At 36.9% G+C, this 24,284-nt stretch carries 19 protein-coding genes; 3 read left to right on the plus strand and 16 right to left on the minus strand.

The features are described 5' to 3' along the window. Positions 1–569: 569 nt before the first annotated feature. The 8 genes from ACIQ4I_RS13935 to ACIQ4I_RS13970 form a co-directional block, all read right to left on the minus strand. Complete coding sequence (locus ACIQ4I_RS13935; RefSeq protein WP_403096875.1) at positions 570–3,266, minus strand: glucosaminidase domain-containing protein; 2,697 nt, start codon at positions 3,264–3,266, stop codon at positions 570–572. Between the two features lie 706 nt (positions 3,267–3,972). Beyond that, a complete protein-coding gene (gene resA / locus ACIQ4I_RS13940; RefSeq protein ID WP_403096878.1) occupies positions 3,973–4,509 on the minus strand; it encodes a thiol-disulfide oxidoreductase ResA in 537 nt (178 codons plus the stop codon). Positions 4,510–4,543: 34 nt separating this feature from the next. Continuing rightward, positions 4,544–4,945, minus strand: coding sequence for a disulfide oxidoreductase (locus ACIQ4I_RS13945; RefSeq protein WP_403097417.1), 402 nt, complete (start codon positions 4,943–4,945; stop codon positions 4,544–4,546). Then, positions 4,938–5,582, minus strand: a complete 645-nt coding sequence (locus ACIQ4I_RS13950) for a DsbA family protein (RefSeq protein WP_403096881.1) — start codon at positions 5,580–5,582, stop codon at positions 4,938–4,940. The genes ACIQ4I_RS13945 and ACIQ4I_RS13950 overlap by 8 nt, the downstream gene beginning before the upstream one ends. 50 nt (positions 5,583–5,632) lie before the next feature. Next, positions 5,633–6,481 carry a M56 family metallopeptidase gene (locus tag ACIQ4I_RS13955; protein WP_403096884.1) on the minus strand — a complete coding sequence of 283 codons (849 nt, stop codon included), beginning with the start codon at positions 6,479–6,481 and terminating at the stop codon, positions 5,633–5,635. Positions 6,482–6,484: 3 nt separating this feature from the next. Then, complete coding sequence (locus tag ACIQ4I_RS13960; protein WP_397537103.1) at positions 6,485–6,898, minus strand: BlaI/MecI/CopY family transcriptional regulator; 414 nt, start codon at positions 6,896–6,898, stop codon at positions 6,485–6,487. Positions 6,899–7,235: 337 nt separating this feature from the next. Continuing rightward, positions 7,236–8,423 carry an MFS transporter gene (locus ACIQ4I_RS13965; RefSeq protein ID WP_403096887.1) on the minus strand — a complete coding sequence of 396 codons (1,188 nt, stop codon included), beginning with the start codon at positions 8,421–8,423 and terminating at the stop codon, positions 7,236–7,238. 10 nt (positions 8,424–8,433) lie between these two features. Beyond that, positions 8,434–9,267, minus strand: a complete 834-nt coding sequence (locus tag ACIQ4I_RS13970; protein ID WP_403096890.1) for an aldo/keto reductase — start codon at positions 9,265–9,267, stop codon at positions 8,434–8,436. A gap of 220 nt (positions 9,268–9,487) precedes the next feature. On the opposite strand from ACIQ4I_RS13970, the gene ACIQ4I_RS13975 reads away from it, so the two are divergent. Continuing rightward, complete coding sequence (locus tag ACIQ4I_RS13975) at positions 9,488–9,859, plus strand: winged helix-turn-helix transcriptional regulator (RefSeq protein ID WP_403096893.1); 372 nt, start codon at positions 9,488–9,490, stop codon at positions 9,857–9,859. Between the two features lie 160 nt (positions 9,860–10,019). Here ACIQ4I_RS13975 and ACIQ4I_RS13980 read toward each other — a convergent pair whose 3' ends face one another. The 4 genes from ACIQ4I_RS13980 to ACIQ4I_RS13995 form a co-directional block, all read right to left on the minus strand. After that, complete coding sequence (locus ACIQ4I_RS13980) at positions 10,020–11,597, minus strand: glucosaminidase domain-containing protein (protein WP_403096896.1); 1,578 nt, start codon at positions 11,595–11,597, stop codon at positions 10,020–10,022. 748 nt (positions 11,598–12,345) lie between these two features. After that, positions 12,346–13,893, minus strand: coding sequence for a glycosyltransferase (locus ACIQ4I_RS13985; RefSeq protein WP_403096899.1), 1,548 nt, complete (start codon positions 13,891–13,893; stop codon positions 12,346–12,348). Between the two features lie 173 nt (positions 13,894–14,066). Beyond that, positions 14,067–14,864, minus strand: a complete 798-nt coding sequence (tagH, locus tag ACIQ4I_RS13990) for a teichoic acids export ABC transporter ATP-binding subunit TagH (protein ID WP_403096902.1) — start codon at positions 14,862–14,864, stop codon at positions 14,067–14,069. A 23-nt stretch (positions 14,865–14,887) separates the two neighbouring features. After that, complete coding sequence (locus tag ACIQ4I_RS13995) at positions 14,888–15,697, minus strand: ABC transporter permease (RefSeq protein WP_403096905.1); 810 nt, start codon at positions 15,695–15,697, stop codon at positions 14,888–14,890. A 1,030-nt stretch (positions 15,698–16,727) separates the two neighbouring features. Here ACIQ4I_RS13995 and ACIQ4I_RS14000 point away from each other — a divergent pair. Both ACIQ4I_RS14000 and tagD read left to right on the plus strand, forming a co-directional pair. Then, positions 16,728–17,885: a CDP-glycerol glycerophosphotransferase family protein gene (locus tag ACIQ4I_RS14000; RefSeq protein ID WP_403096908.1), complete on the plus strand. Its 1,158-nt coding sequence runs from the start codon at positions 16,728–16,730 to the stop codon at positions 17,883–17,885. An 82-nt stretch (positions 17,886–17,967) separates the two neighbouring features. Beyond that, positions 17,968–18,357: a glycerol-3-phosphate cytidylyltransferase gene (tagD, locus tag ACIQ4I_RS14005; protein ID WP_403096911.1), complete on the plus strand. Its 390-nt coding sequence runs from the start codon at positions 17,968–17,970 to the stop codon at positions 18,355–18,357. An 82-nt stretch (positions 18,358–18,439) separates the two neighbouring features. On the opposite strand, the gene ACIQ4I_RS14010 is transcribed toward tagD, so the two are convergent. The 4 genes from ACIQ4I_RS14010 to ACIQ4I_RS14025 all read right to left on the minus strand — a co-directional run bounded on the left by ACIQ4I_RS14010 (position 18,440) and on the right by ACIQ4I_RS14025 (position 23,805). Continuing rightward, positions 18,440–19,834 (minus strand): polysaccharide pyruvyl transferase family protein, encoded by a 1,395-nt coding sequence (locus ACIQ4I_RS14010; protein ID WP_403096914.1) that lies wholly within the window; start codon positions 19,832–19,834, stop codon positions 18,440–18,442. Positions 19,835–19,852: 18 nt separating this feature from the next. Beyond that, entirely contained in the window at positions 19,853–21,031 is a 1,179-nt protein-coding gene (locus tag ACIQ4I_RS14015; RefSeq protein WP_403096917.1) for a CDP-glycerol glycerophosphotransferase family protein, read from the minus strand. A 314-nt stretch (positions 21,032–21,345) separates the two neighbouring features. Beyond that, complete coding sequence (locus ACIQ4I_RS14020; RefSeq protein ID WP_403096920.1) at positions 21,346–22,416, minus strand: glycosyltransferase family 2 protein; 1,071 nt, start codon at positions 22,414–22,416, stop codon at positions 21,346–21,348. Between the two features lie 228 nt (positions 22,417–22,644). Continuing rightward, positions 22,645–23,805: an aminotransferase class I/II-fold pyridoxal phosphate-dependent enzyme gene (locus ACIQ4I_RS14025; RefSeq protein ID WP_403096922.1), complete on the minus strand. Its 1,161-nt coding sequence runs from the start codon at positions 23,803–23,805 to the stop codon at positions 22,645–22,647. Positions 23,806–24,284 lie beyond the last annotated feature (479 nt).

A 24,284-nucleotide genomic window follows, 5' to 3' on the forward strand; every position in this document is an offset into this window, starting at 1 on the left:
TGGCGGGTGATTGGCACTAGTTAACAGACCAGATGATTTTGCACTACTCACGACTTGGTTTGCACTACTCAGCTCAGCTTGCACTTCTCGATGGTTCACTTGCATCACTCAAGTTCTCACTTGCACTACTCACACATCAACTTGCTCTACTCAGGACTTGGTTTGCACCACTCCATGGTTTACTTGCCCCACTCAGGCTCTCACTTGCTCTACTCATACATCAACTTGCACTTCTCGCGACTTAGTTTGCACTACTCATCTCAGCTTGCACTTCTCGATGGTTTACTTGCCCCACTCAAGCCCTCACTTGCTCTACTCGCACATCAACTTGCACTTCTCGCGACTTGGTTTGCACTACTCAGCTCGGCTTGCACTACTCCATGGTTTACTTGCTCCACTCAGGCTCTCACTTGCTCTACTCAACGAGTGATTAGCTTCACTCGGATGTTTTTTTACACTACTCAGCGAGTGTTTGACACTACTCAGCTTCATTATCCCTATTCATTTTATAAATACAAAAGCCCTAATCTCATTTGAGGTTAGGGCCTTCGGTAAATTATTATGGTATTTTAGAATTTCGTGACGATGGATGCGCTGATCCAGGCTTTTGTGGTTGTGTCTGGGATGTAGATTTGGTACCAAGTTTTGTTGTTTTCGTCTTTTGCTATTACGACTGTACCTTTTGAGTCTGTTACTAGTTTTAGATATTTATCTTTGTTAAGTGTTGCCACGATATTAGAATCTTTTGATGTTGCTTTGTCTCGGACGTTGGATCCATCTACGTTTGTGACCGCTAAATTTTGGATGTTTAAGTAATCACTTCGAATCCATGCTTGGTCATTGCCATTGTAGCTGACACGGAACCAGCGACCTTTTAGATTACCTTTACTATCTTCATAATCCCAGATATCTTTGTTGTGTCCTAAAATAGCAACCTGTTGTCCTAATGATAATGTTCCAATTTGTCTAGCTGTTGTTGCATAAGGCATCGAGTAGACCGGTGTTAGTAGTGTTGCAGTAGCTGTGATCCCTTCATCAAATGTAAAGAATGTATCAGGCTGTGGCTTGCCTGCTGGGATAATATGGTCATAGATAGTCTTTATTGGTGCTGGGTCCAGTGTGCTTATTGGCTGAGCAGCATAGTATTTGCTGTCATAAGGTTTCATATCTTCCATAAGCCTTGAAATGTTGCGACCCCAATTTTGGTCTGTTGCATATTTGGTATTCATTCCTGCAATGTTGACACCGTTGTTATAAATGGCACCCGCTTTTAAATATTTGTTATAGATGGCATCTGCATAATATTCAAGGCCTGCTTGTCCAGATGGGAAGTATAAGGCACATGTAAATGGTGCAGAATCATACGCTTGATAGCCGAAGAAATTATTTTTGTATTGTGAGATTAATGAACCTCCCCACCCAGTTTCCCAAATTGCATGGGCAAACATGAATTGGGCATTGATGCCGTATTTCTCTTGAACTTTAAGAAATGCTGGAATCATTTTATATAGATTGTTTGTTTTGATACCATTACCTTTTTTCTCTATAAGATAGTCTTGCATTTCGTCTTGTGTGATATCCGATGTTTTTCTTAAGTTCTCTGCTAGATAGTTGTTCCCGACTTGCTCTGGTGTGATCCAGACTGTTTTGCCACCGATACTGCCTTGATAATAAGTTTTATTATTGATGACTTCTGTTTTCTTAGCTGTGAAGGCATTTGCTCGGTATTTATCTAGTGAACTATAGACAACGTTGTTTGTAGTTCCACTTGAGATGTTATATGCTTTGCCGAAACCTGTTAAGTAAAGCTTTAGGTTTGTTGTGGTAGATGATGTGATATCTGTTAAGGTGATCTGGCCTTTTTCTACCCATCCTACTGCTTTGGTTTTTGTACCGTCTGTTCGGCTGATTTCGTAGTAGGTTTTATTATCGACGGTTGCTTGTTTGTACACATAGAAATTTTCATTTGTATAGTTCGAGCCATCGATTGTTTTTGTTAAATCCGTTAGGTCTTGATAGATTTTCGTTGTTGTATCTTTTAGTGTGCCGACTTTTGTAATGGCTGTTGCTTCTGGTTGTTGCGGTGTATCTGGTTTTGATGGATCCGTCGGTTTTGTCGGATCTGTTGGTTTTGAAGGATCAGTTGGTTCTTCAGGTTTTGGTTTGCTTGGTTCTTTATAGTTTTTCACTTGTGCTGAAGATACCCAGATGTTTTTGTTGTTCGTTGTTGTTCCTTGGTACCAGATTTCATCACCTGCTTTAATCGCTTTGTTAATTGTGAATTTTCCGTCTTTTTCTAGTGATTTTTCTACAATATCGTTTTTGCCGCCCCATGGGATACCGTAGCCTTCTCCTGTTCCTGTTAGTACTTGCTGCGTTGTTGGTTTTTGAGCTGTTGATTGCGTCACCGATTTTACATCTGAACTTTTAATCCACCCAATTTTAGCTGTACTGCTTGTTGGGTGCGTGCTTAGTTGGAAATAGATATCTTTGCCAATGGTTGCTTGTTGGGTAATGTAATAGGTTTTACCTAGATTCTTTTCCGTTGCTTGCGCTGACTTTTTTAGATTGTTGATATCTGGATAGACTTTGGCGATTTGGGTGTTGATGCGCCCAAGTCTGTTTACTGATTTAAGTACCGGCTTGACTACACTTGTTGGTTTTTTCGTTGTAAGTTGGTCAGATTTTAGCCAGATTGTTTGTTTATTTTGCGTACCGCTGTACCATGTTTCATCACCGACTTTTTCAGTTGTTTTTGTTTTAAATTGTGTCCCTTTGTCTGTGTTAAGGGATGTGAAGAGGACGTTGCGCTCTCCGCCCCATGGTCTTGTGTAGCCTTTACCAGTTCCTGTTATATATCTGGGTGTCGTGCTGTTTTTGGTAATCATATGCGTTTTAGTTGTGAGGTCTTGTGCTTTCACCCAACCAATTGATGGTTGAGTTGTACTTTTGTAATTGCTCACTTGGTAATAGGTTGTCTTGTTGTATACTGCTGTTTTGTTTATGTAATAAGTGAGCTTCAGTTTCTGAATGCCTGCTTTTGTTCCTTTTGTTGCGTTAGGTGATTTATAAATAATGGCTTTTTCACTTTTGATTTGGCCTAGTTTACTAGTATCTGTTTGCTTTACTGTTTTTGTAGGTTGAGTAACAGTTGTCTTTGCATCTACTTTTAGCGCAGGTAGTGACATCGATATTGTTGATGCAAGCATAGCTGCTGAGATGACTGCTGTTGTTAGTTTTCTTGTTGCCTTTTGTTGTGAAGACATGTTGATCCTTCCTTTCTATGAAAATGATGGATTTTTACTAACTATAGCATGATTTTAAGTGATTTGTATAAGGTGAATTTGGCGTTTTATTGAAATATTGATAGCTTGATGGTGGGTTTAGTGATTACTTGCGAGTTGGGGGGACTTACTTGCGAGTTTGGATGGTTTACTTGCGACTTTGGGCGATTTACTTGCGTGTTTGATGAGTTTACTTGCGGTTTGGGGCGATTTACTTGCGTGTTTGATAGATTTACTCGCGACTTTTGGAAATTTACTCGCGCTTGCAACAATTTAGGTTTTCGCTAACGATTTTTCATAGAAGATTTTGGATTGCTCTGATTTGGCGCGGCTATGAATATTGGGGGTATACCGGTTTTGCCGCGGATAATGGTTTTGAGTAATTGGTTTTTTTGTTTACTCTCGGAATTCGATCATTTACTCGCGGTTTGGAGCGATTTACTCGCGTGGTTGATAGATTTACTCGCGACTTTTGGAAATTTACTCGCGCTTGCAACAATTTAGGTTTTCGCTAACGATTTTTCATAGAAGATTCTGGATTGCTCTGATTGGGCGCGGTTGGAATTTTGGGTAATAGAGAGATTTCTACCGCGTATAAGGGTTTTGGGTAATAATGTGGTTTTTACCCCTGTAAATATAAAAACCAGAAATGCTGTATATACAACATTCCTGGTATACTCAATTCCACTTACTTCGGCATGATCGACTCCATGTTCGCTTTGATGTAAGATTCATCCATTTGTCCGGTGATGATTTTTTCTATTTTTCCTTCTGGGTTAATGAGGAGTGTTGTTGGTAATGGATCGATATTATATGCTCTCATAACTGATTTCGTATGATCGATTAGGACAGGGAAAGTTAATCCTTTTCGGTCAATATATTTTTGAACAGAGAGCTCAGGTTCAGCAATATTGACAGCTAATACTTGTAGGTCTTGACCTTTATGTGCCTGATATTGCTTGTCGATCAAGGGAAATTCCCTTTCGCAAGGTTTACACCAAGTTCCCCAGAAATTGAGAAAGACGCCTTGGCCTTTGTATTCCGATAATTGATGCTTTTTCCCATTCATATCAACCAGTACGAAATCAGGAGCCTTATCACCTACTTGCAACATGTCTGCTTTCTCTTTAGTTGCCGTATTGTAAATGGTAAATACGATCGCCCCAAACAGTACGACCAAAATAATCAGACGTGAGTAAAATCTTATTTTCTTTTTATGATTCACAGATTTTATCGTCCTTCCTTCAAGAATAGAAATATTATTTACGCTTCCACAGTACAACCATCAAAACTGTAATTATTGTAAAAGCTATCAATGAAAGAAATGGAATCGTAATGAAGCCGAGCCAATTTATATACTGTCCAGAGCAAGGTACGCCACTTGTACATGTGGCAAACTCATGCATGGACGGAATTTTTTGTAGTGCATAGTGGTAACCAGCCATAATCATACCAATCACTGATATCGGTAGAATGTATTTATAAATATTTCTGTCGTTATGATAAAAGGCGATGCCTAAGAAAATAACAAGTGGATACATCAAAATTCGTTGATACCAGCAAAGTGTACATGGGATGAAGCCCATATATTCACTAAAAAACAGGCTTCCCCCCATCGCGATAATCGATGTAATCCACGCGAATAGTAAAGGTTTACTTATCATTTGCAGCCTCATCTACCATTTTCGCGAAGTCATCCATCGTTTTTCCTTTGAATTCTTTACCACCAATGAAGATTGCCGGTGTTCCTTGGACTTTCAATTTGTTTGCAGTTTTCATATCTTGGTCAAAAGCAGCCTCTGCTTTGTTTTCTTCAAAGGCTTTCGCTACTTTTTCTGTTTCATCTTTGCTTGCAACTTTGCTTAACACTGTTTTTAGGAAATCTTCGGTCATTAAGTTTTCTTTGCCATCTTTTGTTGTTTGATTTGCAAATAATAGCTCGTGGAATTTCCAGAACTTTTCGTTACCAAGTTGTTGATAAACTGTTTCTGCAAATAGCGCTGCTGTTTTAGAATCAGGGGCAATAAATGCGTAATTCATAAAGTAAAGCTTAGCCTTCCCAGTTTGTACGAACTGCTGATCAATATAAGGTAAAACATTTTTATTGAATTCACCGCAATGTGGACATTTATAGTCACCAAATTCAACGATCTCAACTGGTGCAGATTTTTCACCTAAAAACGGTTGATCCTTGTAGTCAATCGTTGCTGATGACTTCCCACTTTTTCCATTTAACACAATAACAGCAATAATACATACGGCCAAAATGCCGATAATCCAAAATATTTTCTTAGACATAAAATTTCTCCTTTTAAAACTACATTATGTAGTGTAATGAGGTAAAAAATTTACGCAAGCGCGTAAATAAAAAAGATACAGATTAAGCTAAAAATCATAAATGATTTGAACGCTATATTCACTGGAATCTTTATTTGACTATCGTTTAAAGGATTTAGCATATATTCAATTCTGTAATTTACAGATGTATCTGCAAAAGACGCATAAACAAACGGCATTGAATCTAACTTTCCTGCTTTTAACATTTTCAACAATGCGCTACCTATATGCATTGATGTTGCTTGTTTTTCAATCGCCAAGTTATCCGCCAATACTTCCTGTATGATTCTATACTTTTGATTGAACCATTTTAATATCGGAATATACGACATGGACGAGGCGCAGAGTGATAGCAAAAATAGTTTAAGCGGGTCATAGTTTTTTTGGTGATACATTTCATGATAAATAACCGCATCTAATTCTTCATCATTTAACAGATTTATCAATCCTGTTGAAACCATGATTTTAGGAGAAATAAATCCCATTGTGATCGCAAGTGGCACAGGGTAGGAAATAACTAAAATGGATCCCTTTTTGGTGCTGTATTGCTCATTTAATTCGATTGTTAGCTTGTTCTCTCTATATTGCTGAAATTTTCTTTTCATATTCATCGTGTGAATCAATTGTGATCCCAATTTCCATAACGAGAATAGTAATGTATAGATTACAAGTGCGTCGAGGGCATATTCAAGTGAAGACATACCGATTGCTTTTAAGGCACTATGACATACATCGACGAGGTTAAATTTCATGTCCCAACCGGCAAAAAATGCAATAGCATATAAAGCCATTTGGACAAAAATGGTTCCAGAAATGAAAAGTGACACGATTAACATAGTCGTTGATTGGCGTTTTTCCATATGCTATCGATCCTTTTTCAGTTCTTTAATCTTCATCTCAAGCTTTTTGACTAACTCATCATCTACGTCTTCAAGTGCATCAAGCATATGACTTACAACCACATTGCCGAATTCATCCATCAGTTCATTTGTCATCTCTTTGGACTGCGTATCCACAAACTCATTTCTCGATTGAATGGGCTTGTACATAGAGGATCTTCCTTCTGCCCTCTTTTGTAGAATTCCCTTTTCAACTAACCGATTCATGACAGTCATAACCGTGTTAAAGTTAGTCGCTTTTTCTTTTTCAAGATGGTGTTGGACTTCTTTAATAGTCATTTCATCACTGTTCCATAAAATATCCATGATTTTGGCTTCAAGCGGTCCAAAGAAGCGATTCAATCCACTTTCGTGCATTTTAAATTTACGTATTCTCATGATTGGCCACCTCACATTGTTACATTACCCATTGTAGTGTGAGAAGGTAGGGTCGTCAACAGATAACTCTTTTGAAATCGAGATATTTGGAAATGAGGTTGTCAGGAGATAGATAGGATTTATTCGCTAGATTGGTTGGTTTATTCACTTTCGGGAGTAGTTTATTCGCTCATTTGCAAAATTTATTTGCCCTTTCGAAAATTTACGTCCTCTTTATATACTCTTGAAACCTGATATTCAAAAAAAATAGTAGCACAAATCTTGATTTTGATTTGTACTACCATTGTTAGCCTATCTGTATACTTATGATTTGAGCATGCTTGCCAGTCACATTTGCTTATAGATTGGCATTCGTTTTATTCCAACGCTGTAATTGTAGTATCAACAAGATAGCTAGGAAAACCATGACTACACCACCGAGTGGAGTATACAGTAGACCTACGCTACTAGTGATTTGTCCACCCACTGAAGCACCGAGTGTGATGCCAATATTAAATGCTGAAATGTTTAAGGCTGACGCCAATAGAACATCGGATGGCGTTTTTTCTTCAGCGAGCTGAACGATATATAATTGAAGACCAGGAACATTCATAAATGCAAAGATGCCCATGATGAGTACTGCAAGCGTGCCCAGATAAAGATTTTGAACAGTAAAGAATAAAAAGATCAATGCACCCAATAGTCCAATGAACATTTTGAGTAGCGCTGAAAGAGGATTTCGATTGGCCAGTTTACCACCGACAGTGTTCCCGATCGCTACCATGATGCCATAGACAATTAGTAGTACTACTACGCCACTAGCTGAATAGCCAACATATTTTTCTAATAGTGGGCTAAGGTAGGTATATGCAGCAAAGGTCCCTCCATATCCGAAGGCGGTGGCTAATAGCGCAAACATTAGCTCTTTACTGCGCAAAATTCGTAAAATGCCTTTACCAGTTATGCGACCTGGGATAGGCAATTCTTTAGGAATGAGCCAAGCATCTGCAATTAAGCCGATACCACCCACTATGGTAATGAACCAAAATGAAAAATGCCATCCCATATGTTGACCGATAAAGGTTCCAAGTGGTACACCTGTTACAGTTGCTACAGTTAATCCTGTAAACATGATGGCGATAGCACTCGCTCGTTTTGAGGGAGCAACGACTTCAGCTGCTATAACGGTAGATACGGACATAAATATACCATGTGCTAATGCGGAAATAATTCGCCCAGCTAATAGCATTGGAAAATTGATTGCTACTGCTGCCAAAATATTTCCTATCATAAAGGTGATCATTATACCAATCATTAGTTTTTTACGATTGATTTGACCTGTTAAAATGGTTAATAGTGGTGCTCCTACAGTGACGCCTAGTGCATATATTGAAACGGTTAAGCCAGCTTGTGCTAAGCTAACATTAAACGTTTCAACAATCATCGGTAAAAGCCCAACACTAATAAATTCTGTCGAACCGATAGCAAATGCACTGATGGCTAAAGCCAATAGCGTCAATGACGGTGAGACATTTTTTTGTTTCATGGTTGCTCCCTTACTTTCCTGTAGTCTCCTTTAACCAAGCTTCATCTGCTGGATTTGGTCCTACTCGTAATCCACGATCAAGTGAAGCAATCTCTTCTAATTCCTTCTCGGTTAAAGTAAAATCAAAAACATTAATGTTTTCTTCTAAACGTTCTTTATGAACAGATTTCGGAATAACAATAGAGTTTCGGTCAAGATGCCAACGTAAAATGATTTGTGGAACAGATTTTTGATATTTGTTGGCTAAAGCTTGTAGAACAGGCTCTTCAAATAAATCCTTTAATCCCTGACCTAGTGGTGCCCATGATTGATGGAAAATTCCTTCTTTCTCCATGAACTCACGTAACTCGTTCTGTTGGAAGTATGGATGCGTTTCAATTTGATTAATCATCGGTTTAATTGTAGCTGTTTCCATTAATGCTTGTAATTGATGGATTTCAAAGTTTGATACGCCAATGGCTTTTGCTTTTCCTTGTTGGTATAACGTTTCTAATGCACGCCATTTTTCAACATACCCTTCGCTTGGCCAGTGAATAAGCAATAAATCCACAAAATCTGTTTGTAATTTTTGTAGCGATTCCTCAAAACTATTTAATGTTTCCTCATAAGTTGTGTTACTGTTCCATACTTTTGTTGTTAAGAAATAGCTTGAACGTTCTTTTGGTGCTAGGGCTTTACCTAAAATTGCCTCATTGTTATAAATTTGCGCAGTATCGAAATGGCGATAGCCTGCTTCATATGCCCAATTGACAGCATCAGTCAGTACTTTTTCGTCCTCTACTAAAAATACTCCTAGTCCCATTTGCGGTACTTTATATGAATTGTTTAACATAATATTTTTCATTTTGTTGTCTCCTTCTCGTTTGATGTTTTTAAGTATACGCTCACGGTACTTATAAACAAGTAAGTACTTTAAAGTGCTATAGGCACCAAAAAGTAATAATTGTGGCTAGTAAGGGATGAGCGTAATTATCTTTTTAGGGTGAAAGTGCTGTTCAACGGACAAACTAAAAAAAATATGCTAAAGTGGAGGAAAATTTTTAAAACTGAAGGAGTTTTATTTCATGCAAAGTAATCCCCCTCCCGATACACGTATTTATAATATCGGCGTTGAAGCTACAATGGATGTTATCGGTGGTAAATGGAAGCCCATCATTTTATGTAATCTACGTCACCAAAAAATGCGAACGAGCGAATTAAAACGAGCAATTCCTGATATTACGCAAAAAATGCTTACACAGCAGTTGAGAGAACTAGAAGTTGATGGCATTATCCTACGTAAGGTCTATAATCAAGTTCCACCAAAAGTAGAGTACTGTTTAAGTGATTATGGCAATAGCTTAGGGGATTTGTTGGACCTTTTATGCAGCTGGGGTGAAAAACACGTAGAAGTGTTGCAACAAAATGGTCGCTCTGTAGAACTTCGTTGTAACTAGATATCAACACTTTGGATAAGATGTGTATAAGTTTGTCTCCCATTGTTTACTCTTGCTGATGTTCTATTCGTGTGTACGTTCAGCTGCATTCCTTATCTGACCATGACTAAATCCAACTAAAAAAAGAGATCACCTCATATTAAAGGTAATCTCGTTTTTGTTAGTTATACATTTGAATAAGCGAACCACTGATCCATACTTTTTTGGTGGTGCCTGGTTTGTAGATTTGATACCAAGTGGTTTTGTTCTTATCTTTTTTAGTGACGTATTTGTTGTCTTTTTTGACGAATTTGATTGGCATGTTTTTGTTGACTGATGCTACTTTTGTATATTTTGTATCCGCGCCGTCTCTTAGGTTTGCAGTGTCGCTTGTAAAGCCTAAGTTTGAGACTGCGATTTGGTCGCTGCGAACCCATGCTTGTTTACCGCTATACTGGATGCGGTACCAGCGGACTGGTTGGCCACTTGCATTTTTGAAATCCCGGACGTCTGTATGATACGCCTTTAGTGTAATGTTCTTACCCTTTTGGTAGGTGCCATATTGTGCTGAGTAAATGTATGGCAGGCTATAGACAGTTGCTCCTGCTGATACATCGACTTTTGCTGTAATGCTTGATGGCATGGCACGATATTGCTCTGGTTGAGTTTTTGTATCTGGAATGACGTTATCGTATTCTTGAGGTGCTGGGAATACCTTAGTGCTTGCTTCTTTGTCATTATAATCAGAGCTGCTATAAGGTTTCATTTGCGCCATCAAATTAGCGATTTTCTCACTCCACCCTTTGTCTGTTGCATATTTGACATTCATGCCAAGCAGTGTAGGGCCGTTATAATATGGACCTGTTGTTGTTAAATAATCACGATAAATTTTGTAGGCATATGCAGTTAAACCGTCTTTACCTGTTGGGAAGTATTTTGCACAAGTAAGTGCGCAAGTATCATATGCTTGATAGCCAAAATAATTGTTTTTGTATTGTGAGATGGTGGAACTGCCCCACCCTGTTTCTAAAATGGCATGTGCGAACATAAATTGTGCGTTTATGCCTGCTTCTTTTTGTAATGTGACGAATGTTGGTGCTAGTTTATAAAGGATATTGTTTGGTAATTTCCCTTTACTTAATAAGAAAGCGCGCATTTCATTTGCCGTGATGTCGGATGGTTTTCTTAAGTTTAGTGCGATGTATGGATTTGTTTCTACATCTGTTGCTGAGATCCATACTGATTTACCGTTTAGTGTACCTTGGTGCCATGTTGTTGTGCCAATTGTTTCGGTACGAGTGATTTTAAATGCTTTCGCACGATAATCACTTAATGTGAAGACTTTGTTTTTCGTACCACCCCAAGGCATGTTGTAGGCTTGTCCTGAACCTGCTATGTATACAGTGGATTTTGTCGTATTTAGCAGTGTACGTGTATTGCGTTTTAAGTCACCTGATGCTACCCAGCCGATTTCTTTGGAACCTTGGAATAGTTGATAATACGTTTTTTTGTTAATTGTCGTTTTGCTTTTGACGTAATAAGCTCTGCTGGTGTAGGTGGTTTCGGCTAATTGGAAGTCATCTTTGTTGTCAGGGCTTTTGTAGATTTTGTCGGTTTTAGATTTGATGTGGGCAATCTCGTTGACCTCTGTTTTGACGAAAGATTTCGATTCTTCTGCAGAGGCTTGTCCGTGTGCGATAAAGACCGTGGATAGTAGGATTGTTAGAATCATGCAAATTATTTTAATAGTCCTATTCATTGTGCTCTCCTTTCGAGGGATTGTTATATATGGTTATTGTAACCTAAATTGGGAGTGATTTAAACATGGGATGCCATTTTATATCGGAAGTTGTCGAGGGGAGGGGGGTGTTTAGTTGAATACTACGCTGGATGGGACTTGCACTACTCGGAGTCAGACTTGCTCTACTCAAAGGTTAACTTGCACTACTCAACTCCTTTTGCACTACTCAATCAATGACTTGCATCACTCGGAGTCACGCTTGCACCACTCAGAGGCTAGCTTGCACTACTCAACTGCTCTTGCACCACTCAATCAATGACTTGCACTACTCGGAGTCAGACTTGCACTACTCAGAAATTAGCTTGCACTACTCAATTGCTTTTGCACTACTCACTCGGTGACTTGCACCACTCGGAGTCAGACTTGCACTACTCAGAGGCTAGCTTGCACTACTCAGCTGCTTTTGCACCACTCGGAGTCAATCTTACACTACTCAAAAGTTAACTTGCACCACTCAACTGCTTTTGCACCACTCATTCAATGACTTGCACCACTCAGAGTCAGACTTGCACTACTCAGAGGTTAGCTTGCACCACTCGGCCTCCCTCTTGCACTACTTAACTCCATTACGCGGCTTGGATTCTGGTTGTGATTGGATTTCTTGTCACGGACAATGGGAGCATTTTATACCTTCTCCGAATCGGCCACGTGTGGAATCTCTAAACAAAAACCAGCCTCAATTGATTCTGAGGCTGGTTTTGCTTATTTATAAAAGTGGTTTTTGTTTATCTTCAGCAATTGTTTGTTCGATTAGGTCACGCCATTTATCGTAGTAAATTTCTGGTGTGTATGATTCTTTGATTAGGTTGAAGGCGTTGTCGCCCATTCGTTTGGCGTCGTCTGGGTTTTCTAATAGCTTTTTGATGCGGTCTGCTAGTGCTTCGATGTCTCCGTCTGGTACGAGATAACCAGTTTCGCCGTCTTTGATGACTTGGGCTGGTCCGTAGTTGATTTCGTAGCTGACCACCGGCGTACGGTTGGCTAATGATTCAAGCATGGCAAGGCTCAATCCTTCTGCTTTCGAAGTGACAAGTGAGACTGCTGATTTAGCAAATACTTCGTCCATGCGATTTGTGTAGTCTTTTAGTTTGACGCTATGGTGCACTTTTAATTTTTTTATTAATTTTTTTAGTTCGTCTTCTTCATCGCCTGCTCCGTAGATTTCGAGTTTGGCACCTGGAACATCACGTGCTACCTCTAGGAATGCTTCGATTGCTTGGTCGATACGTTTGTCTTTTGTGTAGCGTGCTACAAGTGAAACAAGTAGTGGATCTTTTTCTACTTTTGCTACTGGTAGCTCAACGCAGTTTGGAATGACAAGGACGTTGCCACGGTTACCTATTTCTTTGTGTAAATCCATTTGTTGCTGTTCGGTTAAAACGACAACTGGGTAGCCTTTCGGAATAATGTCCAAAATCGGTTTTACTGCATTGCGATATGGACTACCGAGTGTATATGGTTCTTCAAAATGGTTTGAGTGAAGCATATAGATTTTGTATGCTAGGTCGTCATCCATCTTAATGACACGTTCTGCTGTTGCTGCTTCGTCTACGATTACGACTGGTTTGACTACTTCGGTGCGGCAAAGTTCTTCAAGCCAGTACCTATGGAATTCTACACGATTATTAAAATCCTCTACTTTTTTGTGCGATGGGTCGAATAAGTAGATGCGTTGTTGTTTTCCATTTTCGTGATTAAACCACATGGTTAAAAAACAGAAACCATCAGGTGTGAAGTAGCGTTCTTGGTTCTTTTTGTTGTTGGCTGGATGATACAATGTTTCCCTAATTTTATAGCCATCACGATGAAATTCTTCTTTTCTTATTCGAACACGATTTTCATCAAAATAGTCAATGAATTTCAGGACGCCATCATCATCCCATTGCTTATATTTGATATAGGTACCGTTCATGAAATATCGAGCGTAAGAGCCTGCATCCTGTACCCAGTAGTCGCCTTCATATTTTTTAATAGCTTGTTCGTAACGTTCTTTTTGTTCGCTTGATACTTCTTTTGAAGCGAATTTTTCACGATAGTAATCGTTGACATTGATGATGTCTACATCTTTACTTAGTTGTCCAGTAGCACGTAGTTCTGATGCAATTTCATGGTAGTTCATCTTAAAGTCCATTGTAAGCAAAACGGAACGGTAGTCCTTGTTTGAGAATAGAGCTGAACGCTGAAGCATTACTTTATTGATGCCGCCTTTTTCAACATCCATGTCCCATGCTGTCATAAATATTGTTCTTTTCATTAGAGAGTCACATCCTTTTGTGATATGTAAGAAAAAAGAGTGAATCACGGATTGATAGAGAATCAACCCGTGATTTGCTTCTAAGTAAGTTGGATAGTCCTGTTTTACAGGCGAGTTTCTTCGAGTACATCTTGACCCTGAATTCTCGTATTTAATCTTCACTATTCATCCAGTTACTTCTTGATATGTTTGCGTCTATCTGCAAGCTTGTCTCGGAATGCTTTTTGCTCTGATGCAGGTAATTTGTGATATTTTTTGATAAAATCCGAATAGTTTTTCATAACTACGTTTGTCGGTCCAAATTCTCTTAGATGGCCACCTTCAATCCAAGCAATTTTCGTACAGAAGCTACGTACTTGGTTTAAGTTATGGCTGACGAAGAAAATTGTTTTGCCACGTTTCTTGTATTCGTTCATCTTAGCAAGTGACTTGTCCGCAAAGGTTTGGTCCCCAACGGAAAGAGCTTCGTCGATGATCAGAATATCCGGGTCGGCTGTGACGCTGATGGCAAAGCCGAGTTTGGATTTCATACCGCTTGAGTATTTTTTTACGGGTTGGTAGATAAAGTCACCGAGCTCTGAGAATTCAATAATATCAGGCATAACTTTGGCAATTTTTTCTTTACTATAGCCCATGAGTAAGCATTTGAACTCTATATTTTCAATACCTGTTAGTTGGTTGCTAAGTCCCGCGTTAATAGCGATAACATTTACTTCGCCATTGACGATGACCTCGCCTGAAGTTGGTGGAACAAGGCCACCGATTATATTGGAAAGGGTTGATTTCCCTGAACCATTGATACCAACAAGACCAACGACATCCCCTTTTTCTACTGCAAAGGAAATGTCTTCGACAGCATTGAAGTTACTTCCCTTTTTGCCAGGGAAAATTAAATCGCCTAGCTGCTCACCCTTAGTTTTATACATACGATACGTTTTTGTTACATTTTTGATAATAACTGATTCCGCCATGAATACTCTCCTCCATACGGTTATTAGATAAAGTCAGAGAAGCGGTTTCTGAACTTATAGTGTGCTGTTGAACCAATTAATAGTAAAAATAAAATGAGCCCCCAGTTGTATAGTGTTAGTTCCCAATGTGACACGATATACCAATCATTGTATAGCAATGACGCACGATAGCCATTTGCTAGATAATAGAATGGGTTCAACATTAAGATGTGTTGAATCCATTCAGGCATATGCGTTGAACGATCCCAAAGAATTGGTGATAGGAAGAACATTGCTTGTAGTAGTGATTGAATTATCATTTGAATATCTCGAACTACAACAGTTATGGTAGATGTTAAAAGTGTAATTGCAAATGCAAGAATGTAACTCATGGCCAAGAAGTATATTAGCTGTATGTAATATACACTTGGATAGTATCCATTAATCCAAAAGACGACCATGATGATGCCGACTAATATTAGGTGTCCGTAATATTTGCTCATAATAATGTAGCTAGGTAGTACCGATAGCGGAAAGTCCATCTTGGCGACCATTGAATATCTTTGGTATATGGATTTGGAACCATTTAAAATTGCTTTTTGGATAAAGAACCAGAACGAGATTCCAGCTAACATCCAGAAGATATATGGCACTCCGTTTAGTTCTTGGGTTCCTCGTACACCGAAACCAAAGACGAACCAATACATCGCCATTTGAATTGCTGGGTTGAGAATCTCCCATGCAAAGCCCAAATAGTTATTCTGATTGTCAATGCGCAATTGGAAACTTGCTAAGCGCATAATCAAATAAAAAGAATTTACTTGTTCTTTTATAATTTTTATAAGTGCTCTCATTTCGATTTTTTCCTCAATTTCATATATTGAATTTGGTGTGAACTAGTAGAATTTTGTTTTTCTTATAAGTATAGCTAATTTGGTGATTTTTCATAACCTTTTCTATTACTCATGGATTATTGATTGAAATATTAAAATTCCTGAATTTAGATAATGTGTTTTTGGTGAACTTCCTAATTGGTTGAACTTCTAACATAAAACGTTACTCGGAAATTAAATGTTTCATATATAGGTGATTATTCGTTTTCCAGTAATAATTTTACATAAATTGTTTCTTTATATCCATAGAAAAACACTTGATAATTATAACATAATAATGGGAAATATTCCGAAAGGATGCTGGGATTTTTTATAGTTATCAGAAATAGATTTTGGGGATGAAACGTGGGTGATTGGCTATAGAAATTAGGAAAAGTAGAATCTTTTTTTATAAAAAAGCCACAAAAACTGATTTGTTTTTCTCGTCACCCGATGCATATCGATATATCCTTCTGCTCCTGTTCCTAAAATACTTTGTCCATTTAAAATATAATTTTCCAAGCGTGTTGAGTAGGATAAAATAGGAAAAATATTCTACTGTAATCTTACTTTCAAGATGCTTGTGTCTTATTGTTTATTAATTGTAGCGGAGGATTGCTCGACTCCCGCGGGAAAAGCGTGACAGCTGAGACCCTGCACGTAGCGGTAAAGGAACGGAGTCTAAGAACGCCACGTCCTGTGGCAACGACTCCGTGACCAACATCCTGTTGCCCCGAAGCGGCTCAGTGCACGCCCGCAGGAAAGCGAGCAATCCGTAGCGGGTATCGGTTGATTCTCCATTTCACGATGGATAAAACTGGATAATTAACACACGTGATAATTTTCCCTATATTACTTTTCTAAGCTAATTCCTTTGTTAAATAACGAGTTACAAAATTTTCATTATCGATAAAATACGATACATTTCGACTTGTATTTGGCTTCTTTTCAGAAAAAATTTTATGAAATATGATATAATCTGTAGATGAGAATTTCTAGATTGGGTGAATGAATGAGAAAAGAATGGGTAATTGAACTATTTTTATTTATAAATAAATGCATTTTTTCTATTTTTAATATATTTCCTCTAAAGAAAAAAATCGTATTATTGTGTGATTTTGGCGATAATGCGCGATATGTTGTAGAAGAACTTGTAAAACGTGATTTTAAGGATGTTGTGGTTTTAAAAACAGGCAAATGTAAGGAAAGTTTTAACAAATCTGATTTACATGCTGTATTATCATTTAAACCTACAAACTTTGTGGATTATATAAAAGGACTTTACCATTTGGCAACAGCTCCGATCATACTGGTCGATAACTATTTTCCGGTTTTGAGTGTAACCAACTTTCGCCCAGATGTCGAATGTATTCAACTATGGCATGCGGCGGGAGCAGTCAAAAAATTTGGTATGCAAGATCCTAGTGTTGTTTTTCGTTCACCAGTTGCTATTCGTCGATTTAAAAGCGTTTATAAACGTATGGACAAAGTTGTAGTTGGTTCGGATGAAATGATCCCAATTTTCAAAGCAGCATTCGAGATGCAAAGTCATCAGTTTTTACGTTTAGGTATTCCTCGTACTGATTTCTTTTATGATACAGTTGCCATGGAATCTGCAAGATTAGAAGTACTGGCAAAATATCCAGTGGTGGAAGGTAAACATGTCGTTTTATATGCACCAACTTTTCGAGATCAACAACTTGAGGCACAAAGTGTTCCTTTGAATTTCGAGGATATAATTGACCATCTTGGCAAAAACTATGTACTAATGATTAAATTGCATCCTGCTGTTGCACACAAGATGCCGAACTATAATCATCCGAATATCGTGTCTGTTGCAAATGATGTTTCCATAAATAATCTATTATGTATAACAGATTATGTCATTAGCGATTATTCATCTATTCCATTTGAATTTTCTATACTTTCTAAACCGCAAATATTCTATCCATATGATTTACAAGAATATAAAATGGAACGTGGTTTCTGGACAGATTACAATGAATTAGTACCTGGCCCCGTAGTATCAACAGATGATGAGCTTGTATATGTTCTACAAAAAGAGGATTTTGATATAGAGCGAATTAAAGCATTCTCTGCTTCATGGAATAAGTACTCGGATGGCCATGCAAGCAGTAAATTAGTGGATTATTTATTAAATAAGCTTTAAATTATTTTGATAATGGAACACTTTTTATTTTTGTATAAGATGTACTATAATACGCACTAGTACATTTATGGAGGCACACATTATGAAAAGAGTAATTACTTATGGCACGTTCGACCTTCTGCATGTAGGACATATCAATATTCTCCGTCGTGCCAAAGCACTTGGCGATTATCTTGTTGTTGCCATTTCAAATGACGAATTTAACGCTTTAAAAGGAAAAAAAGCATACTATAGCTACGAAGACCGTAAAACGATTTTAGAAGCTGTCAAATATGTAGATGAAGTAATTCCAGAGAAAACTTGGGAACAAAAAGTACAAGATGTCAAAGACCATGATATTGATATTTTTGTAATGGGGTATGATTGGACAGGTGAATTCGATTTTCTAAAAGACTACTGCGAAGTCATTTACCTACCCCGGACAGAAGGTATTTCAACTACACAGATAAAAAAAGATTTAATGTCAAAATAGTTTTCTTGATTTCAACAATGAAATATCACTTAAAGAAAAAGGCTAACGAATTCGTTAGCCTTTTTTATATTAAACTATTAAACTATGATTTTATAGATGCAAACATATCGGCAACTTTCAATACTGCACGAACTGATTTACGATTCAATGTACCTTGCAAATGTTTAATTTGTTTATCTTTTTCAGCAAGTTTTTTGTGGTGACCTGATGTATCTATACCTATATTGCCCAATTTGGCTTCTTCAAGTGTTGTTAATGTTTCAAAACGCTTAATGGCCTCTTGAATATTACAGCTTGTGATTGGTTCAAGCGGTGGTTGCAAATCGATTTTCGCCAATGCATCGTCAAATGGAACACGTGCTGGTTGATTTCCGTCTTTATAAATATGATCGATATTGTTTAAGTTTAAGAAATCAATATAGCGATCGAAATTTGCACCTTGGTATTTCGATACTTGATGGAAGTCCACTTTTTCAATGAGATCCAAAATATTTGTATTCTCATCAATATCTTTTGCCCAAACATGTGTTAAGTGGTGATACTCTGTTAGTTCGCGCATACGACCATCTTTTGGAATTAATAGACTTGGTGTACCTGCAATTGTCGCTGTAATATTACCATGTAGTCGTGCTCCAAAAGAAAAGTCAGCTTGTCTTAAGAAATCTAACCATGTTGGAACATTCAAGAAATATCGTACACGATTATTGACATAAACATCGTCTGTTATTTTACCAGGATAGTTGTTATCTGTAATCTTTTGAATATTAGGGAAACCTAAATAAGTCAATCTCATTTCTTTTAACCATTGCGGGATAAAGTAATGATTTGGAAGTTCGTCCATACTTCTTGTGATGAAATCTAGCACGTTTTTAGGTGATAAACGTGAAGAATTCACACATACCATTGATTCTGGCGTGATAATCGTATCTCTAATTGTTAGTTCTCGTCCAAATGTATACATGGATGGACAACCGATAGCCATATGATCTACGCCTTCACGGAAACCTAATCCTGAAAGGTAATCTGAAGTGATTTGTCCGCGTACCCCTACCATTGATGATCTTTCTAATACTGCCTTGATAAAATCTCGAACAACATCATCAAATTCAAATTTATCATCTGGTTTTGGCTCAAATTTTGTTCGTAATCCTACACCGATTACATAAACAGGAATTTTCAGCTTTTTAATCAGCTTTGTATATTTTTTCATAGACGGTATAAAATCACTTCGGAAAGCATCGGCTAATGGGATGATATATGCATCGTAGTTTTCGTTGATATAATCTGCTTTATTAGGATTAATCTGATAATTGTCCGGTACGAATGTAACGTCATCATCTGTCATCAACGTTCTATATACACTGTATGCATAAATTAAATTCCCTACGTTTCCGCCGATTGAATTGTTTACAATCATTTCTGCAGCGCTAAAAGTTTGAAAAGGGGTAGTCCCCGATCGTATTAAATATTTTTTCATGTTATTTGTAAACACTCCTTAGGATTTAGATGTCATACAAGAATCAATTAAATCAGCAACATGCTCAGTAGATTTACCATCTAAGCTTTCAAAGAATTTATCTGTAAAAGCCTTATAATCTACTTTTTCAACATCTTTTAGTTCCATTACTTTATCGATCATGTCATCACATGTGCGAACAATTGGACCTGGTGTGAAATCTTGATATGGAATATAGAAGTCACGAGTTTCAATATATTCTTCCAAATCAAAGCAATAGAAAATCATTGGTTTATTTAATAATGCATATTCAAAACAAACAGATGAATAGTCGGTAATAAGGACATCTGTGATAAACAGTAAATCATTGACACTTGGATATTTTGTATAGTCTTTAATCTTATCCCGGTATTCGACAGGTATATGCACTTTTTTCTTCACGAATGGATGCATCTTAATAAGAAAGATACTGTTATCATCCAATTTTTCGTACACGCGATCTAAATCAAGCATCTCCGCTGGAAAATGTGCACTTGTTTGTCCATTACCGCGGAAAGTTGGTGCGTATAGGAAAACTTTTTTTCCTTCTAACTCTGGATGTTTGGCATATAAATGCTCTTTTTTCTCTTTTTTGTAGATTTCATCGAAGAAAATATCGGTACGAGGAACTCCAGTAGGAACAACTTTATCTACAGAAACACCAAATCCTTCTGCATAGAAAGGCGCGACTTTTGATGAACTTACAATAACTTTTGTATAGTTTTTGTGGTTTAGAGAATTTGGATTTGGTCCTCCAACTTTTCCAACGCGGCTGTAGCCGAATGTTTTAAATGCACCTACTGCATGCCAAATTTGTACTAGATCAGCATTTTTGCGGATTTTCAATGGATAGATCATTGGATAAAAGTCATCTAACATAATGACTTTTGAAGTTGCAATATTATATGCCAATTTAATAATTTCTAAATAACGTTTACGTGTTTGTACACTGCCTTTTAATAGAAAATAGTATTCGTAGTTATGTCTTTTTTCTAATTCATCATATACGAATCTAAAATTGTCACTTAATGTTGTACGACTGTCCGATAGAATAGAGATTTTATTGTGATTAATAGGCAATATACAAAAGAATTTGTATAGCATTTGGAAAATTTCTTTTTTGAATTTTCTATCTAGTTTTTTTCGAAACTTTTTTTTCACTTTGTTTAGCTTATTCAAAACTGTGTACCTCTTTTACCATAGATTGGAAGTATGTTTTTGTCGATTTAAATCATTTAAAGAATATTATTTTACTTTTTTCAATTCATAAGACATAAAAATAGTACCTTCTTGAACATCATATATAAAATAATGATCATTAAACAACTGAAAACTTATATAAAAAGTGATGTATCTACACTTGCTATTGTTGCATGACTTTATCCATTATAAAGTTTTTTTAGTTTTCATTCCAGTGAATTTCATCGATATAACGACAAAATACTAGTTTCTACTCAAAAAACTAATAAAATCCACCATTATTCATGCAATTTTTAATTGATATATTCCTTCTTTTTCAACATCCTTATTTCTTTTTTCAACTCTTTATTTTCCTTTTTTAATTTTGTCATAACATTTGTTATTGCAATTAGTTTTTCCCCAATTGTTAATTTATATAAATCATTTTCTCGAATATATTTTAATCTCTCACTAAAAATATCGGTTACATATTGGTCAGCTTGTTTAGGAACGTGTAAATTTACGAAAGTTGAATATAAAGATAACAGATTTCTTTTTTCAGCTTCTGACACTTTTGTATCTTTATAAAAGTCTTGAAATTGGCCATGTCTAAACATTCTTGTTACAAATTTCCCTACTAAGCGATGTTTATACTCCAAATCGCCAACGGATCCTTGGTAAATGGTTTTGATAATTTTAGACATCAATTCAAAATATAGTGGTGCATTCAGTTCAACATCTGATAAATGCCCTTTGTCATGTTTTGTGATGAAATAACAGTCATAGTCTGCTAATACTGAGATTCGATCTGTATTGCATAACATTGTGACGGTAAAAGCCTGATCCTCTGCAACAATCGCTTCCTTAGAAAAAGTTAAACTTAGTTGTTTAATTTTTTCTAACTTGAACATTTTTAAAACAGACAAAGCGTAGAAAAGGCTATTTTGAATAATTTCGGCATTTGGTACATTTCCATTTTCAAAAATTGCTTTCGGCACTTTTCGTCCATTCACTCCAACATATTTACCAATGATAATATCTGAATTATGTTGTTTTCCGTAATGATACATTCTCTCCAAAGTTTCTTCAGCCAAATAGTCGTCTGCATCTAAGAAAAATATATATTCACCTTTCGCTAATGCCATAGCATCATTTCGAGGGATACTTGCTCCACCTGAATTTACATTTCGATAAACTGGCTTAATAAGTTTCGGGTATTGCTCATAATAGGATGCTATGATTGCTTTTGTATTATCGTCTGAACCATCGTCCACGATAATAATTTCATATTCTTCTTGTCCTAAAGATTGGTGAATTACAGATTCTAGACACTTGTTTATATAATTTTCTACATTATACGCAGGGATTGCTACAGTTACTTTCATTATAAAACCTCCTTGTGGATACAGTTTTTTCATTTCATCTTAATAATAATCTTCTTAAAATTTGATGCAAGGGATACTATGTACCTTAAGTCATTTATACGTATTTAATCGACATGTCATTCACTTTACATCTTCTTCGCAATTTCTGTTTTGAACTTGAGTAGGTTAAATGAGAAACTAAAACCCCGATTCCATTACATCAGAATCGGGGCTTTTGAGATAATTCTATTACAATGCTTGAATAAACGCTTCTAGACGGTCCATTCCCTCTTTTAATTCTTCATCCGAATATGCATACGTAATTCGTAGGTAGCCTTCACCATATGGTGTGAAGACGGAACCTGGGATGACACCAACGCCTCCCTCTTTTCGTTTCATCAAGCGAAGTGCAAATTCTTCAGATGTTAAGCCGAATTTTTTGATAGATGGGAAAATGTAGAATGCACCATTTGGTTTTTTCACTTCAATGCCCATTTGGATGAGACGATCATAAACATAATCGCGGCGCTTAATATAGCTCTTATTCATCTCTTGTGGTGTATCTTTACAATTGGTTAATGCTTCAATGGCTGCATATTGGCTAGGAAGTGCTGCACAGATAGCATTGAATGAATGAATCTTCGCAACTTCTCCTATTAATCTTGCATCTGCCATTAAGAAGCCGATACGCCAGCCAGTCATTGAATGAGATTTTGATAAACCATGGATTAGGAATAATTTATCTTTTAACTCTTCGTAAGAACCAAATGAGCGGTGCTCTCCAACAAATGTATTTTCACTGTATATTTCATCTGAAATTACATAGACATCATGTTTTTTTAACACTTCAGCAAGAGCATCCATTTGTTCATGTGAAATAGTAGCACCTGTTGGGTTCGACGGAAAGTTAAATAATACCGCTTTTGTTTTTGGTGTGATTAATTTTTCTAAGCGCTCAGCAGATGGCTGAAAGTCTGTATCTGTTGTGTCTAAGTAAACTGATTTTGCACCGCAATACGTAATGATTGGTTCATATCCTGAATAAATTGGTGCTGGTAAGATGATTTCGTCCCCTACTTCCAAGATGGAACGGAAAACAGAATCAATCGCTTGTGTTGCACCATTTGTTACTAGAATCTCATCTTCAGGTTTGTAGTGACAATTATATTTTTCTTCGAAGAAGGCGGCCACTGCTTTACGTAATTCGATTAAACCTGGATTTGATGAGTAAGTTGTTAAATTGTTCTCAATCGCTCGAATACCCGCTTGCTTCACTGCTTCAGGTGTCGGGAAATCCGGTTGACCAATGGTTAGGTTAATCGCATCTGGATAGTTGACTAACTGATTTGAAAATTTACGAATACCAGGCAAGCCTAGTTCATCCATATGTGGATTCATTGATAAAGACATGGAAAAAATCCTTCTTTCGTAATATTTGAATTTTAGTTATTGTAATAATTATACTCATAAATCAGAAAAATGAAATATTTTATTGCTTATTTTTTCAATTATTTTTTGGTTCTAAGATAAATGTCGGGATGAACTTTTAATTCAACTTGACCTATATGAATCACTATTTCTTTATATTTGAATCAATTTCATAAATGCTTATTTTTCTGAATATACTTTTTAATAATTCGAATTCTATTTTATTCGTATTATTTACATATTATGCCGCTGCAGATGGCGCTTTCCGCGGGCGAGCGTTGAGCCTCCTCGTTCGCTTCGCTACCTGCGGGGTCTCACCTGTCTCGCTTTCCCGCAGGAGTCGCCATCTTCCGCTCTATAGACAATGCTTTTAATAGATATGGCATATGACAATGGTCTATATTTAATGTTCGTGTTTTTTAACAAAACTTTGAATTATGAAATTGACTCATTTGCTTAAT

This window comes from Rummeliibacillus sp. NPDC094406, assembly GCF_044763875.1.
Taxonomy (GTDB): domain Bacteria; phylum Bacillota; class Bacilli; order Bacillales_A; family Planococcaceae; genus Rummeliibacillus.